At 63.1% G+C, this 16,916-nt stretch carries 9 protein-coding genes and 1 pseudogene; 9 read left to right on the top strand and 1 reads right to left on the bottom strand.

Annotated features, from left to right (window positions below):
- Window positions 1-158: 158 nt before the first annotated feature.
- The 9 genes and pseudogenes from ACOZ4I_RS18310 to ACOZ4I_RS18270 form a co-directional block, all read left to right on the top strand.
- Window positions 159-311, top strand: a pseudogene (locus tag ACOZ4I_RS18310) (ATP-binding protein); the annotation flags it as partial.
- Between the two features lie 1,068 nt (window positions 312-1,379).
- Window positions 1,380-2,588, top strand: coding sequence for a glycoside hydrolase family 88 protein (locus ACOZ4I_RS18305; RefSeq protein ID WP_424005386.1), 1,209 nt, complete (start codon window positions 1,380-1,382; stop codon window positions 2,586-2,588).
- Between the two features lie 112 nt (window positions 2,589-2,700).
- A complete protein-coding gene (locus ACOZ4I_RS18300) occupies window positions 2,701-4,530 on the top strand; it encodes a DUF2264 domain-containing protein (RefSeq protein WP_424005384.1) in 1,830 nt (609 codons plus the stop codon).
- A 167-nt stretch (window positions 4,531-4,697) separates the two neighbouring features.
- On the top strand, window positions 4,698-5,795 hold the full coding sequence (locus ACOZ4I_RS18295) for a Gfo/Idh/MocA family protein (protein WP_424005383.1): 1,098 nt from the start codon (window positions 4,698-4,700) through the stop codon (window positions 5,793-5,795).
- A 425-nt stretch (window positions 5,796-6,220) separates the two neighbouring features.
- Window positions 6,221-7,411, top strand: coding sequence for an ABC transporter substrate-binding protein (locus tag ACOZ4I_RS18290; RefSeq protein WP_424005381.1), 1,191 nt, complete (start codon window positions 6,221-6,223; stop codon window positions 7,409-7,411).
- 3 nt (window positions 7,412-7,414) lie between these two features.
- The gene (locus ACOZ4I_RS18285) at window positions 7,415-8,392 is read left to right on the top strand and encodes a carbohydrate ABC transporter permease (RefSeq protein WP_424005379.1); all 978 of its coding nucleotides are present in this window, start codon (window positions 7,415-7,417) and stop codon (window positions 8,390-8,392) included.
- Window positions 8,393-8,394: 2 nt separating this feature from the next.
- On the top strand, window positions 8,395-9,243 hold the full coding sequence (locus ACOZ4I_RS18280) for a carbohydrate ABC transporter permease (protein WP_424005377.1): 849 nt from the start codon (window positions 8,395-8,397) through the stop codon (window positions 9,241-9,243).
- Between the two features lie 6 nt (window positions 9,244-9,249).
- Window positions 9,250-10,374, top strand: coding sequence for an ABC transporter ATP-binding protein (locus ACOZ4I_RS18275; protein ID WP_424005375.1), 1,125 nt, complete (start codon window positions 9,250-9,252; stop codon window positions 10,372-10,374).
- 314 nt (window positions 10,375-10,688) lie between these two features.
- A complete protein-coding gene (locus ACOZ4I_RS18270; RefSeq protein WP_424005373.1) occupies window positions 10,689-15,719 on the top strand; it encodes a glycoside hydrolase family 2 TIM barrel-domain containing protein in 5,031 nt (1,676 codons plus the stop codon).
- A gap of 113 nt (window positions 15,720-15,832) precedes the next feature.
- Here ACOZ4I_RS18270 and ACOZ4I_RS18265 read toward each other — a convergent pair whose 3' ends face one another.
- Window positions 15,833-16,468, bottom strand: coding sequence for a ThuA domain-containing protein (locus ACOZ4I_RS18265; RefSeq protein WP_424005371.1), 636 nt, complete (start codon window positions 16,466-16,468; stop codon window positions 15,833-15,835).
- Window positions 16,469-16,916 lie beyond the last annotated feature (448 nt).

The following is a 16,916-nucleotide window of genomic DNA, read 5'->3' as shown; positions in this document are numbered from 1 at the left end:
CTGGAATGTACCTGAGACGCAATCTGAACGTACGTATTTCAGTATTCTCCCGAGTCGGGAATAGCAAGGCTAACATCGACATCTACACGAATCAATAGCAAATATGCATGATTTACCCGTCCTCACATTCGCGTTCTCCACGTCGACGACGAGGCCGAGTCCTCGACAGGGGGTACACGACCGACGAAAACGGCACCGGCTTCGGCCTGGCGATCGCCGACCAGATCGCCGACGCACACGGCTGGTCGGTGTCAGTCGCCGAGAGCCGGACGGGCGGCGCGCGCTTCGAGTTCCGCGCCGCCGAGGAGTGACCGGCGACAGGCTACGCGGCACGGGGACCGACGCGACTGACCGCCGGTGTGACCGGCCGTCGGGCTACCGCGGATAGAAATATACGAACTGCTAGATATAATACGATCAGAGATGTTTGCTCACATTCTTTGAAGGTCGATCCGAGGGAGAGCAGGGATATCGACTCATGAAGCCGGATTAGCCTGTATCGGTCCGTCAGACTGTACTGCGGCAGGTAGTACCGACCATCGTCGAAACTCGTTCTCTCGGCTGAAACGGCACGCTGGATTATGCTACCGGCGTCTCTCGAAACGAGTACGCGACGATCGAGAGTTGCTCGCTGAGGGACCACTCGTTCGGACACCACGTGAAGTGGTATGTCTCCTATTCCGAGAGGTTGGTCGAACCGTGGACGAAATGGCGAACCTCCCCGTTACGGATGGTGTCCGGCCGAACCATCCGTAACATTCGTACATCTGTTATTTCGATGGGTCGCTGACGCTGACTCCTACGGACCTCAGATCGGCGTGGGCGTCAGGGCTAGTACTATCTTACACAGACATACAGTATTACTGTAGAACTCAGTTTTGATACCGGATATCAGTCCATAGATAGTGGATTCGACTGTACTTTTTGCATCGGTCTGCTAATACTGACTGATACTCCAGAAATAATACATGTACATCTGCATTATCCTGAGGGAAAAAACATCTACAATTGGTCGAGCCCGGCGATCCGAGACTGTCAGCGACGGGCAAAGACGCATGACACCGCGGTTCGGTCACGTGGAGGGGATAGGCAGTGTACTGACGGTAATTCCGTGTATGCTCTGGCAGCGCTGGAAGCCCCACTGAGCGTCCTGTCTGTGGGATTCACGCACCTCGACGATTGGCCGCCTCCCCTCCGCATATCGAGACGCGGTACCAGGTCGGGGGAGTGTGTTGTATTACCAAACATCATTCGGTATCGCTGTATCTCCCATCACGTCGGTCTGTGCTACGAGCAGGAGTATTCTCGGCGGGCGGCGGAGCCAGTCCGGCTGGTCCGACGATGGGTTTATTACACCCCGGCCAGGGATATGCATGCACATGCCAAGTTCGCCAGCCGCTCTGCTGCGGACCGTCGACGACAGCGGCCTGCCGGAGCGATACACACGGAGACCGGACGTGGCTCGAAGTGACCTCGAACGGGCCCTCTCCACTGCGATCGACAGGATCGGCGAGAATCTGGAGGCGTTCTACGACCAGTTCCCGGGTCCGTCGAGTGAGGGACTCGTCTACGAGCCGACCGACAATACGGAGGGCTGGACGACGGCGTTCTGGACCGGTCTGTGCTGGCTCGCGTACGAAGTGACCGGGGAGCGTCGGTTTCGAGACGCCGCACAGGCACAGCTAGCGACCTTCGAACGGCGACTGGAGAGCGGCGAAGTCGAGACGCACGACCTCGGGTTCCTTTATACGCTGTCCGCTATCGCTGGATACCAGGTGACCGAAACCGAGCGATATCGGTCGGCAGCCCTCACCGCTGCGGACCACCTGGCGGATCGGTTCTGGGACGCTCCGGGGCTGATTCAGGCGTGGGGCGACATCGATTCGCCCGAGGACTCGTGGGAGCGCGGTCGGATGATCGTCGACTCGATGATGAATCTTCCGCTGCTGTTCTGGGCGAGTGAAGCGACGGGCGATTCGGCGTACGCGTCCATCGCGGAGCGACACGCACGGACGACCGCACGGCACCTCGTCCGTTCGGATGGTTCGACGTTCCATACGTTCAAATGTGACGTGGAGAGCGGGGCGCCCCTCGGCGGAGAGACGGCCCAGGGGTACGACGCCGACTCGTGCTGGTCGCGCGGCCAGACGTGGGCGATTTACGGATACGCGCTCGCGGCCGACTACGCCGACGAGGGCGCGTACGCGAACCTCTCCGCCAGGCTGGCCAACTACTACCTCTCGAACGTCGAAGCGGATCACGTGCCACTCTGGGACTTCGACGCGCCCGCCGACCAGACCTACCGGGACACGTCGGCCGCCGCGATCGCGGCGTGTGGTCTCGGCGAACTGGCGCAGCAACTGCCCCTCGCTGACGCTCGCGCACGGGGATACGAGAACGCGGCCATCGCAACGCTCGGCAGCCTTGCGGAGCGGTACTCGACCGATCGAAGCGAGTCGAACGGCCTGCTGTCGGACGGGGCCTACGACCCGACGGACGGTGACTACGACGAGTGTTGCATCTGGGGTGATTACTTCTACGTCGAGGGACTCGTCCGCGCGACCGAACACTGGTCACGGTACTGGTAACCGTTCTGTGCCCAGACTCGCCCGGCTTCGCCCTCTCGGCGCGGCGAGGGCAGCCTGGCCGGTCGGCCGAGGGGAAAACGCTATTTATCGGTGCTGTCAGTGTACGTGCTAGATGAACCCGATCGGAGACACTCCGCTTCGGACGCGGGAGGATTTCCAAGGAGCGGCGAGGCGGCTCACAGAACCGTTGTTAGAGCACTTCAGTCCCGGACGGGCGAGGGTGCGTCCCACGGCGACTGGCGCGCACTTTCCCGACGTCTCGGCCGAACTGGAAGGGTTCGCCCGCCCGCTGTGGGGCCTCGTGCCGCTGGGAGTCCACGGAGAGTTCGACCACTGGCCGCGGTTTCGGACGGGCCTGATCAACGGCACGGACCCGTCTCACGAGGAGTACTGGGGCGAGGCCGACGACTACTCCCAGAAGCTCGTCGAGATGGCCGCCATCGGCGTCGGTCTCGCGCTCACCCCCGAACACCTCTGGGACCCGCTCTCGGAGGCGGAACGGGAACGGCTGGTCACGTGGTTGAACCAGATCAACGACGCCGAACTCTACGACTGTAACTGGCTGTTCTTCCGCGTGATGGTGAACATGGGGCTTCGGTCGGTGGGTGCGCGCCACGACTGGGACCGGACCCAGTCGTCGCTCGACCGACTCGAAACGTTCTATCGCGGCGAGGGCTGGTACACCGACGGTCCCGAAGGCGACCAGAGCCCCGTGGACTACTACCTCCCGTGGGCGATGCACTTCTACGGCCTCCTCTACGCGGCCGTGGTGGGCGAAGACGATGCAGAGCGGGCGGCGCGGTTCCGAACACGGGCCGAAACGTTTGCGACCACCCACGTGCACTGGTTCGACGAGACGGGTCGAGCGCTCCCGTTCGGCCGGAGCCTGACCTATCGGTTCGCACAGGCGGCGTTCTGGGGCGGTCTCGCGTACGCCGGCGTCGAGCCGTTTTCCTGGGGGACCGTCCGCGGCCTCTGGGCGCGAAACGTCCGGTGGTGGCTGAACCAGCCGATATTCACCGACGGCGGCTTGCTCTCGGTCGGCTATCGCTACCCGACGCTGAAGGTGTCCGAGACGTACAACTCCCCGAACTCGCCGTACTGGGCCATGAAAGCGTTCCTGCCGCTCGCGCTGGACCGGGAGCACCCGTTCTGGCAGGCCGACGAGGAGCCGCTCCCGGAGTTGCCCGAAACGACGACACAGCCCGAAGCCGGCAAACTCCTCTGTCGCGGCGACGACCACCTGTTCGCCCTCTCGCTCGGGCAGGAGAGCGTTCACGGTCGGGAGAAATACACGAAGTTCGCGTACTCGACGGAGTTCGGTTTCTCTGTCGCCGGACGAACACCGGGGCCGGGACAGGCGGGCCACGACAGCGCCCTCGCCCTCAGCCTCGACGGCGAACAGTACACGGTCCCCGCGTCGCTGACGGAGGCCGAGATGGACGGAACCACGCTCGCGGCCCGCTGGGACCCGTGGGACGGTGTGACCGTCGACACGTGGCTCGCTCCGGCCCTCCCGTGGCACGTTCGCGTCCACCGCCTTCGGACGGACCGGACGATACACAGCGAGGAGGGCGGTTTCGCACTCGACAAGACCGGCGACGACGACGAGTCGCGGTTCTCCCACGATAGCCGAGGCGAGGCGGCCATCGCCAGATATCCCAACGGGACGAGCGGAATCGCGGACGCCTTCGGCGACCGCTCGCCGACCGTCGAAGCCCAGGAACCGAACACGAACAGCAACCACCCACGGACGGTGGTTCCGACGCTACGGACCACCCACGACCCCGGCGAGCACTGGTTCGGTGCGGCAGTGCTGGCCAGCCCCGACGGGACGGCTCCCTGGGAGCGAGCGCCACAGTTCGAATCGGCCGACGCCGGTGTCGTCGTCGAGACACACGACGGCGAGCGGCTTCTCGAGTGCTTCCCCACCGACCGGTAATTCTCGCCGCGGCGATTCGCGTTCGCCGACCACCGGCCGCCGAATCCACTCAAACATTTATTAGGTGGGATACTGATAGGATTAGCAGCGACAGACCGTATTCGCTGGGAGCGACTCGTCAGCACCGACCGCGGTGGGTCCCGCGACCAGTGAGGGAGAATCCAAAGATGACCTACAGAGCAGGCGTGATTGGCACAGGCGGTATCGCAGGCATGGGCATTCTCGGCATGCACGACGAGGATGCGATCGGGAAAGAAAAGATCGACGCGAGCCACGCCGGCGGCTACGCGAGTACCGACGACATCGAACTCGTCGCGGTCGCCGACGTAGACGAAGACAAACTCGCGACCTTCGGTGACGCGTGGGACATTCCGGTGGATCGTCGGTACGGCAGTCACGATTCGATGCTGGGACAGGAGGACTTGGACGTGGTCTCGATCTGTACGCCGTCTTTTCTGCACCACGAACATACGATCGACGCGGCGAAGTCCGCCGCCGACCCGGAGGTCATCTGGTGTGAGAAACCCATCGCCTCGCAGGTCAGCGCTGCAGAGGAGATGGTCGACGTGTGTGACGAGACGGGGACGGAGCTGGTCGTCAACCACTCGTTCCGGTTTACAGACAAACTCAGGCGTCTCCACGACCTCATCCACGAGCGAAACCTTCTCGGCGAGGTCACGTCCGTCAGCACGCAGTACCGCATGGAACTGATGCGTAACTCCACGCACGTCTTGGACACGCTGGTCTATCTCCTGGACGCCCGGGCTGCGGAGGTCAGCGGGTACATCAACGGCGAGAACGAGGCCGTCGATTCGCTGGGGACGGGAACAGATGTCGTCGATGCTGGCGGCGGCGGCCACGTCGTGATGGACGACGGTTCGTTCGTCACCGTCGACTGTACGATTCCCCGCGACATCTCCTCGATGACGCTGAACTTCATCGGGACTGAGGGAAAACTCTACCTGAACAACGACGACGGCGAGTGGCGCTACTGGTCGCTCGAAGACGGCGAGCACGTCGAAAAGCCGTTACCGGGTATCGAGGGCGCCTGGACGTGGGACGACGACTACAAACGGTCGTTCGCGAACGCGGCAACGCACATCGAGGACCTGCTGAACGGTGACGGAGACAACTTCTCCCCGGGAGCCGAAGCGGCCCGGTCCCTGGAGGTCATCGTCGGCTTCTACATCTCTCACTACACCGGATCGACGGTCGAGATTCCCCTGGCGGAACCGCTCCGTGAGATCCCGATCACGTCGTGGTGACCCGTCGATAGCAGTCACCAGAGCGCTCCGTCGTGCCAGTGGTACTGTGCAGTGTCGACGTGGTGGTAGCCAATCTCCAGGGCCGTCGGTCGGGTTCGCTAGACCACTCGGAGCCGGGAGCACCAATAAGTATAATAAATATTACTGTTTCTCCCGGGATTTAACCCAAAACTATTTGTACTCCCCTTTTGACTTCTGCAACGTTCGCAATGAAAGATCACGTAGAATTCTGTGACCGGCGTAGTGTGCTAAATGCTCTCGGGGCACTCGGGGCGGCGGGGCTCGCCGGCTGTGCGGGCTTTGGTTCCAGTCCGCCGAGTCAGGGCCAACAGACGGACGGTGGTGAGAGCTCAGGTGACGGGTCTTCGGGTGGCGAAGCCACGGACACGGACGAAACCGAGTCTCAACAGTCGACGCCGGGTCCGATGGCCGACGCGATGGAGTTCTGGGAGATGGCAGGGGCGTACGGCGGCCTGATGGACCGGTATTCCGAGAAGACAGGGACTGACATCTCTCATACCAACATGGGGTACTCCGAGATCATCAACAAGATGCAGACGCGCCTGATCTCGGGCCAGGGTGCCCCCAGTACCGCGCTCATCGAGCAGAAGAAGACGCTGAAAATCGCCTCGACCGGCGGGCTTCGGAACCTCCGACCGCGGATGGAACAGGCGGGCATCATCGACGAGTTCAACGAGGGGGTACTCGCCGCCGTGACGGGTGAGAACGGGGAGATTTACTCCGTGCCGGACGACATCGCTCCGACCACCCTCTACTACCGCAGAGACGTGTGGGACGAGCACGGACTCGCGCCCCACGAGGAGATCGAAACCTGGGACCAACTGATCGAGGAAGGCAAGAAGCTCCCCGACGACGTCTCACTCCTCTCGCTCCCCGCTTCGGGTTCGAACCTCTACTGGCGGTTCCTGAACCGCATGCAGGGCGGTCAGGAGTTCAACGAGAACGGGGAGATCGTCCTCAACGGAGAGGAGGGGCTCAAGGCCGCCCGGATAATGAACCGTCTCTCGAACGAGGGGCTGGTCGACCGCGGGGCGAACTGGAGTCAACAGTGGTTCTCCGGCTTCAAGGACGGTAGTATCACCGGGTACGCTACCGGTTCGTGGTTTTACGGAACGATCACCTCTTCGATGGCCGACACCGCGGGGAAGTGGCGCGGCTTCAAAGTCCCCGCCGTCGAGGAGGGAGGGAATCGAGCGAGCAACCGCGGCGGCTCCGGGCTCGTCATCCCGGAGCAGGTTTCGGCGGAAGAGGCAAACCGGGCGTGGGACTTCATCAAATACGTCACCGCCAATCCGAAACAGAACGCGCTCACGTACAAGAACGAGGGGCAGATGACGGCACACGAGCCGTCGTGGGACGAGGAGGCGTTCACCACCGCCGAATTCGAGTTCTTCGGCGGGCAAAAGCTGGCGGACATCTGGATCGAGATGGTCCCGAACATCCCCGGCTACCGGTTCACCGTCGACTCGCCCATCGTCTCCAGCATCATCAACGAGGAGATGCGAAACATGATCGACGAGGGCGACTCGCCGAAGGCGGCACTGGACCGTGCGGCCCAGCGCGTCGCAGACCGAACCGACCGCGACATCGCATAACAGATGAGCTCCGAAGTCATCGTCGAGTTGTCCGACCGCCTCCGATTCCAGCGACAGCGGTTCAAGGAGCTGATGCCGACGATTCCGGGAACGCCGTACGTGTTCCTCACCCCGTTTTTCGTCCTGTTCGGGGCGTTTCTGGCATTTCCGATCTTCTACACCGTCTACCTCTCGTTTTTCACCTATCAGGGAGTGGCGACGGACCCGCTCTTCTGGGTCCAACTCGGCGACTTCTATCTGATCGTCCCGAAGATCGCGAACCTGGAGTTCGTCGGGCTGGCGAACTACCAGCGGCTCCTCCGTGACGGCGTCTTCCACCAGTCGCTGTTCAATACGGCCTACGTCTTCGCGATCGAACTCCCGCTGATGGTCGGTCTGGCCGTCGGACTCGCGGTGGTTCTCAACGCCGGATTCACCCGGTTCAAGGGCGTCTTTCGGAGTCTGATGCTCCTGCCGGTCTCGGCGAACACGGTGGCGTACTCGGTGGTCTTCGTCGTCATCGTCGCCGAAGGCGGACTCCTCGACGCCATCTTCCAGGTGTTCGGTCTCACGCCGCTCGACTGGCTCGGAAACGGGTTCTGGTCGCGGAACCTGATGGCGTTCATGGTCGTCTGGCGCTGGACCGGGTACAACATGATAATCATCCTGGCCGGGCTCCAGACGATTTCGGAGTCGCTGTACGAGGCCGCCGAGATCGACGGCGCGTCGCGCTTCCAGAAGTTCCGGTACATCACGCTGCCCCAGCTCAAACCGGTGCTATTGTTCGTTCTCGTGACGACGACCATCGGGAGCTTCAAGAAGTTCTCGGAACCGACGATTCTCATCGGCGCGGGCGCACCGGTCAAAGAGACCCGCACTATCGTCTACTACATCTACGAGATCGCGTTCCAGAACCTCCAGCTTGGATACGGGAGCGCGCTGACCGTCGTCCTCGTCGGGATCGTCATGACACTATCGCTCGTCCAACTCAAGTGGAGCTAACGATGCATCAGGAAACGAAAACCGAGGCGCTCTGGCGGTTCGGAAGCTACGGCTTCCTCGTCGCGGCCGCGCTGTTCATGCTCGTCCCGATCTACTGGATCGTCGTGGCGTCGACGCTTCCGCAGTCGGCGATCCTCTCGAGTAGCGGGACGCTCCCGCAACTGGTTCCGGGCGGCCACTTCGTGGAGAACTTCCAGGCGCTCCAGTCACGACAGTACGTCAGCTTCATGAACAGCGTCTGGAACAGTATCTTCATCGCGGTGGTCTACACGCTGCTGGCCCTGTTCCTGTGTTCGATGGCCGGCTTCGCGTTCGCGAAGTACGACTTCCGCTTCAAAGAAGCCATCTTCACCGGGATTCTGGCGACGCTCGTCATCCCGATCAACCTGCTGGTCATTCCGCTCTTTCTCGTCATGTCCACGGCGGACATGACCAACACGTACGCGGCGATTATCCTGCCGTGGGCCGCGTACCCGGTCGGCATCTTCTTCATGCGCCAGTCGATGCAAGCGATCCCGGACGCGCTACTGGAATCCGCCCGGATGGACGGCGCATCGGAGTTCCAGCTGTACTACCGGGTCGCGCTACCGTCGATGAAGTCGTCGATGGCGGCGCTCGCCGTCATTCTCTTTCTCTTCCAGTGGAACATGTTCCTCTGGCCGCTGGTCGTCCTCGGCGAAGACAAGTTCACGATTCCGGTGGCGATCACCAAGATCATGGGACAGCAGGTCATCGCGTTCGACCAACTGATGGTCGCATCGGCGATCGCAATACTCCCGATGTTCGTGGTGTTCCTCGCACTCCAGAAGTACTTCGTGCGAGGCATCCTGTCGGGAGCCGTCAAGGAGTGATTCAGGATGACACAAATCAATATCGAAGGACTCGTCAAAACGTACGAAGCGAACGAAGACCACGACGTCGAGGGAAACGAGATCGTCGCCGTCGACGACGTCGACCTCGAAATCAGGGACGAAGAGTTCCTGGTGCTCGTCGGCCCCTCGGGCTGTGGGAAGACGACGATGCTGCGCTGTATCGCGGGTCTCGAAAGTGTCTCCGACGGCAGCATCCGCTTCGACGGCGAGGAGGTCAGCCACCAGCGTGCGAGCGACCGGAACGTCGCGATGGTCTTCCAGAACTACGCGCTGTATCCGCACATGACTGTCAGGGAGAACCTCGGGTTCGGGCTGAAACTCTCGACGACGCTCTCCTCCGACGAGATCGAGAGACAGGTGACCAGCATCGCGGAGATGATGGGAATCGAGGACCTGCTCTCGAAGACGCCCGGCGAACTCTCCGGCGGGCAACAACAGCGCGTCGCACTCGGACGGGCCATCGTCCGCGAGCCAGAGGTGTTCCTGATGGACGAACCGCTCAGCAACCTCGACGCGAAGCTTCGGTCCGAGATGCGGACCGAGATTCAGGAACTCCAGAACGACCTCGGCGTGACGACGGTGTACGTCACCCACGACCAGACCGAAGCGATGGCGATGGGTGATCGCATCGCCGTCGTCAACGACGGCACGCTCCAGCAGGTCGGAATCCCGGAGGAACTCTACCGCAACCCCGCAAACGAGTTCGTCGCCGACTTCATCGGGAGTCCCAGCATCAACCTCATCACGATGGACGCGAGCGGTGACCGACTCGTCTCCCAGTCGGGGTTCGCCTACGCGTTCGACGACTATCGGGTCGGCGACGTCTCGACTGTCCGGCTGGGGGTGCGCCCGGAAGACCTCCAAATCGACCCGACAGGGAACGACATCGAGGTCACCGTCGTCGAGAAGATGGGCAACGAGAACTTCATCTACGGGACGCTCGGCGAGAAAGAGATCGTCGCGCGGACGGACGTGGCGGTTCGTCCCGAGACCGGCGACCGGGTCGGCATCTCCTTCGAGGAGGAGTCCGTGTACCTCTTCGACGTACAGACCGGCGACTCGCTCAAAACGAAGACGGATCAGCTCAGCGTGACGCAGACCCAGGTGTAACGGCCTCGCTCCGACCCCACTGTCGGGGTCCGTCGTTCTTCCGACGAATCCGTGACCAGCGACGGCTCCGAGCGTCTTGCCCGCTGTCACCCTCCGAATCAGAAGACGGTTACCGCCTCGGCCGTCCCGACTGGAATCGCAGGACGCAATCTTGCACCGATGCGTACCAGTTCGCTCATCATGTCGAAAACGTTAAATGATGAGGGATGTTATCGTAGACCGCGGTAGGTAATGACTATGTACGCACAGACAGCAGATACTCTCGGTAGCACTGGCCAGCGACGAAGCGACGGGACGTGCCGGCGGTGGAAACGATGAGTCGAAACGGCTCAGCGGGACCACCGAGCGACAGCGACCAGTCGTCGGACGACGGGGGTGGACTGACACGCCGGCACGTGATGCAGGCGACCGGCGGAACGCTCCTCGGCAGCGTTGTGTTCGGGAACGGGACGTCACTGACGAGTGCGGCGCCACACGACGGGAACGACCCGACCCCGGGGAACGTCGACTGGAACACGTACATCGAGGATCCGACGGTCGTCGGGGAGTACACCGAACCGCCACACGTCCCGACGACGAAGCCGTATGGATCGCTATCCGCGGCGCGAACCGCAGAGAGCAGCGAGACGTTCCTGACCGACCAGTGGCTCGAATCCGACTACGTGAAGGCGCTGGACGGCCCGTGGCAGTTCGACTTCGCCACCGACCTCGGCGGCGCGACGACGGACACCTCGAACGCCGCGAACTGGGACACGGTGTACGTCCCACACACGTGGAGCACGGACGGGTACGGCGACCTCGGGTTCTACAACGTCGACGTCGGCTTCGAACCGAACGACCCGCCAAACGTCCCGAGCACGGACAACAGCGTCGGGACGTACAGGCGCGAGTTCACCGTTCCGAGCGGATGGACCAGCGGCCGACAGGCGTACCTCTCCGTCGGGGGCGCAAAGGCCGGCTACTTCGTCTGGGTCAACGACACGTACGTCGGCTACAAGCAGGGGTCGATGACGCCGGGCGAGTTCAACGTCACCGACGTCGTCTCCGAGGACTCGACCAACACCGTGACGATACAGGTCGTGCGCTGGACAGACGGGACGTACATCGAACAGCAGCACATGTGGCGACTCGCCGGCATCTTCCGCAACGTGCTCCTGTACTCGAAGCCGGACGTCCACGTACAGGACCTCGATACGGTCGCCGACCTCGACTCGTCGTACACGGACGGGACGCTGGAGGTGGACGCGGCGGTCGCCAATCACACGAGCGCCCAGCAGTCGGCGACCGTCCGTGCCAGCCTGTTCGACCCGTCAGGCACTGCGGTCGGAACGACCGAACGGAGCGTCACCGTCGATTCGGGCGACATCGTCACCACGTCAGACGACGTGGCGAACGACCGGTCTGGGGAGAACAACGACGGGACCGTCATCGGCGGTCCGTCCTACGTGAGCGGGGCGGACGTGCAGGCACTCGATTTCGACGGGAGCGACGATTGGGTCGACGCCGGGGCCGACCCGGGATTCGACCTCTCGGCAGGACTGACGCTGGAGGCCGTCGTCTACGGCGAGTCGCTCTCGGGCGAACAGCCGATCATCACCAAGGGCGACACGGCCTACGGTCTGAAGATGAGCGGCGGCGACCTCCAGTTCTTCGTCTACGACGGGAGCTGGAACACGGTCACCGTCGCCCCGCCGAGCGGCTGGTCGGGCAGTTGGCACACCGTCACCGGCGTCTACGACGGCTCGGCGCTCCGACTGTACGTCGACGGGACGGAGATCGGTTCGACCTCGTTTTCCGGGTCGGTCGCGACGAACGGGTATCGGCTCGGTGTCGGGCACAACACCGAGGCCCGGAGCCGGTACTTTGGCGGGCAACTCGACTCGGCGCGCGTGTACGACCGCGCACTGTCGTCGTCGGAAGTGAGTGAGACGCGAACCGACCCAGACGGCTCGACGCGACTGTGGTTCGACTTCGAGCAGACCGGACCCCCGCTCTCGATGAGCGTCTCGGACGTCGAGACGTGGACCGCCGAGACGCCGACTCTCTACACGCTCGGCATCGAACTGGTCCCGGACGGTGCGACTTCGGCCAGCGAGGCCATGGTAGAGAAGGTCGGATTTCGGACGATCGAGGTGGTTTCGACCGCTGACGGGTCGGCCGAGAAGATAACCGTCAACGGGGAGGCAGTGACGCTCGCAGGGACGAATCGCCACGACTACAGCCTCGACCACGGCCGACACGTCCCCACCGAACGGATGCGCAAAGAGATCGAGATGGCGAAGCGCAACAACGCCAACGCCATCCGGTGTTCGCACTACCCGAACCGACCCGACTTCTATCGCCTCTGTGATGAGTACGGCCTCTACCTGCAGGACGAGATCAACACCGAAGCCCACGACAATCAGACGCTCGTCAACGACTATCCCTCGTTCGACCCCTCGTTCCTCGACCGGTTCAAACGGATGGTCGTACGCGACAAGAACTTCGCGTCGATTAACATCTGGTCGACCGGTAACGAGGCCGGATTCGGGCCGGCCCACCGGAAGATGGCCGACTGGGTGAGCAGTGCGGACCCCACTCGACTCGTCGGCCACCAGGACAACGACGGCGGCTACGGGAGCGGGTTCGGCGGCACCGCCCCCTTTGCGGACATCAACGGCGTCCGCTACCCGTATCCGGGGACCATCGAGAGCATGGCGAACGACTCCAGCGTGACGAAGCCCGTCGTCATGGGCGAGTACCAGATCATGTCCGGCAACGGCGGCGGCCTCCTGACGGACTTCTACGACGTCATCCACTCCCACGAACAGCTACAGGGCGGCTACATCTGGATGTGGAACCAGCACCAGCTCAACGCCACCGAAGCGCCGCTCGACGGCGACTTGCTGAACGAGGACCACCGGCGAGCGGCGATCGACGACCGCTCTATCGCCGGCCACACGGCGCTGATAAACGGCTCGCCGACGGCGGTGACCGGCGAGAGTGGGTCGGCCCTCGAACTCGATGGGTCGACGGACTGGGTCGACGCCAACCACGACGACCGGATCGACATCACGGACGAACTGACCGTGGAAGCCGTCGTCTACGGCGAGAGCGACCGTTCTGGTGAACAGCCCCTCGTCGTCAAGGGAGACACCCAGTACGGCCTGAAGATGAGCGGCGGCGACCTCCAGTTCTTCGTCCACGACGGGTCGACCCGCCACACCGCCAGCGCCGCCCCGCCGAGCGGGTGGAACGGGAACTGGCACACGGTGTCGGGCGTCTACGACGGGTCGGCCGTCAGACTGTACGTCGACGGGAGCGAAGTCGCCTCGACGTCGTTCTCGGGCGACGTCAACAGCAACCGCTACCGCGTCGGCATCGGCCACAACACCGAGTCCACCGACCGGTACGCGAACGTCCGCGTCGATTCGGTCCGCATCTTCGAGCGGGCACTCTCGTCTAACGAGGTGGATTCGCTTTCCTCGCCGGACGACTCCTGTCGCCTCTGGCTCGACTTCGAAATCAAGGAGCACCACTGGGGCGACCCGCCACAGCCAACGGCGACGATTATCGACCACCGCCACGCGATGCCCCAGCTCGACGTGATGAAGAAGGCCCAGCAGTTCGTCCGCTTCGCTGCCAACGACCTGCCCAGCGGCGACGTCGATATCACGAACGTCTACGACTTCACGGACACGAGCCAGTTCGACTTCAGCTGGGAACTCACGGAGGACGACACCGTCATTCAGAGCGGGACGGTGAACCCGAGCATCGCGCCCGGCGAGACGCAGACGGTCTCCCTCGGCTACTCTCAGCCCTCGTTGCAGGCCGGCTCGGAGTACTTCCTCGACATCAGCGTCACGCTCGCATCTGACGAGCCGTGGGCCGACGCCGGCTACGAGGTCGCCTTCGAGCAGTTTGTCGTCCCCTGGGATGTTCCGGCGGATCCACAGCCCAGCCTCGCGGACATGGCGGACGTCAGTTACTCCACGAGCGGGTCCGAGGTGACCGTCTCCGGGTCGGACTTCACGTACGTCTTCGACACGAGCGCGGGCCGGTTCACGTCGTTCCAGCGCCACGGTGAGGAACTGCTCGAGGCCGGGCCACAGTTCAACGCGTGGCGCGAACCGGTCCACAACGAGACGAACGGCTGGGGCGGTGCGGAAGCGGACCAGTGGACCGCGGCGGGACTGGACGCGCTCACGGCGACGGTTGATTCCAGTTCGATCTCACAGCCCGACTCGTCGGCGGTCCGCATCGAGGTCGAGACGACGGACTCCGCGAGCGATCACAGCGAAGCGTTCACGACCAGTTACACCTACACCGTCCTCGGCAGCGGAGACGTCGTCACTCACGTCGAGGTCACGCCGAACTCGGCCATGCAGGACACCATCACGGAGTACCTGCCGAAGTACGGTCTCCAGTTGCGACTGCCGACGCAGTTCGACTCGTTCGAGTGGTTCGGCCGGGGGCCCGGCGAGACCTATCCCGACAGGAAGTGGAACGAGCGCATCGGTCGCTACAGCGGGTCCGTCTCCGAGCAGTTCGTCGGGTACGTCCCGCCCGGAGACTACGGCAACAAGTGTGACACGCGCTACGCCGCACTGACCAACGACAGCGGTGTTGGCCTGCTGGTCCACGACCTGCCCTCGACGGAGATCATGAACGTCAGCGTCCAGGAGTTTACCGACATGAACGACGCGGAGCGCCGCATCAGCGACCTCCAGTACGCGGACGGAGTCGTCTTCAACGTCGACTACGCCGTCAGCGGCGTCGGCGGAATGCCTCGCAACACGCTCGCTGAGTACAGCGTCGATCCTATCAGCACGCAGTTCACCTACGCGTTCCGACCGTTCGATGCGGGAAGCGAGGACCCCCTTGCGCTCAGCCAGCGCGACCTCCCCTACGCCGGGTCGTCGGACGGGAGTGGGCCGATATCGGAGGGGACCTACTGGATCGAGAACGTCAACAGCGGCAAGGCGATGGACGTCGCGGACAGCTCCACGTCCGACGGCGGGAACGTCCAGCAGTACGGGTACTGGGGCGGCGAGAACCAGCAGTGGAAGGCCGTGCAGAACGGCGACGGTACCTACCGCTTCGAGAACGGCAACTCCGGGAAGGTCCTCTCCGTCGACGGTGGGTCGACGAGCGAGGGCGCGTCGCTCGTCCAGTGGACGTGGAACGGTAACGACGAACAGCGCTGGACCGTCCTCGAAAACGGCGACGGCACCTACCGACTGGAGAACGCCAATTCGGGATACGTCGCCGACGTGAACGCCTCCGGGACCTCCAACGGGGACGACGTCATCCAGTGGAGCTGGAACGGCGGTGACAACCAGAAGTGGTCGTTCAACGCGCCGTGAACGGACGCTTCAGCCACCGGTTCACGTCCTGAGATCGCCATCGTGGGGCGAACACGCGCGGCGCCAGTTTCCACTCACGTTCGACGGGGCCGTCGGCGGCCGGAACAGTGCCTTCAGGGGTTGGTTCCCGCCGCCCATTGAAGGCCGTTGCGCAGCAGCTGTCGGAAGTCCGCGTTACGGAACGCAGCCGAGTCGTGGCCGAGCGAACAGTAGAAGACCCGTCCGTCGCCTTCGGTTCGAACCCACGCCGCAGGCATCGTCCCCGTCTCGGGATGCGTAAACTCTGCGAGGACTGTGACCCGGTCCGCGTCCCAGTCGAGTTCGTACGGTTCGTCGTAGAGCTGGAAGTCGGTGACCCCGTCAGTCACGGGGTGGTCCGAGTCGACCATCTCCACGTCGATGGTGGTCATCTCCGGGTGCGCGACGAACCGACCGCCGATGAAATCGGCCAGTTCCGTACACGGCTCGTCGACGCCCGTATCGATATCAGTCGCACAGTGAATCCCGACGTAGCCCGAGCCCGCCCGGACGAACGACCGTATCGCGTCCAGCTGTGCTGGCGTCCACTCGGCCTTCGTCGTGTAGTCGATCAACGCGTCGTAGTCCGAAAGCCTCGAAACCGCGGTGCGATCGGTCGTCAGTTCCACGTCCGCGCCGTCACCGAGCGCGTCGTCGATCGCCGGGCCGAGGACGCCAAAGTCGTGGAAATCGAACTCGGCGTCGCCGATCGCTACCGTATTGAGAGACACGGGCGGTCGTAACGAGCACGGTCGCTTAGCTTTTTCGGCGGTGGCGCTGGGGAACCGATACCCGACCGCGGCCGCGACGAGACGGGCGACTCCAATTATGGTGAACGAGTGACAGTATTGCTCGGTTCAATGTGGGTGTCTTTGTCTACCGTGTGACTGCTTTGCAGGGTATACTCTCCGACTGAGTGGCAATTTCGGACAGTTCGGGGCCCTGTTATTTGCATCCGAGAACTCCTGCTCGTGCTCACCTGGTGACGCGGATGAGCAGTGATGCTGTCATCCGCACCAAATATAATGGAGCGATTGTCACGGGTGAGTGGCTCGTCTCGCAGGGGTGAGAGCGTCAGCGGGGGATTCCACGAGACGGCGCGTGGAATCGAACCGGCGAAATCGCTGACTTTCGAGTGGACTCGGTCCACCACTGGAAAGAAATATATCCCCGCACTTC

This window comes from Haloarcula salina, assembly GCF_049603855.1.
GTDB lineage: Archaea > Halobacteriota > Halobacteria > Halobacteriales > Haloarculaceae > Haloarcula > Haloarcula salina_A.
Note: the sequence above shows the minus strand (reverse complement) of the source record. Positions and strands in the feature narration are given on the sequence as shown.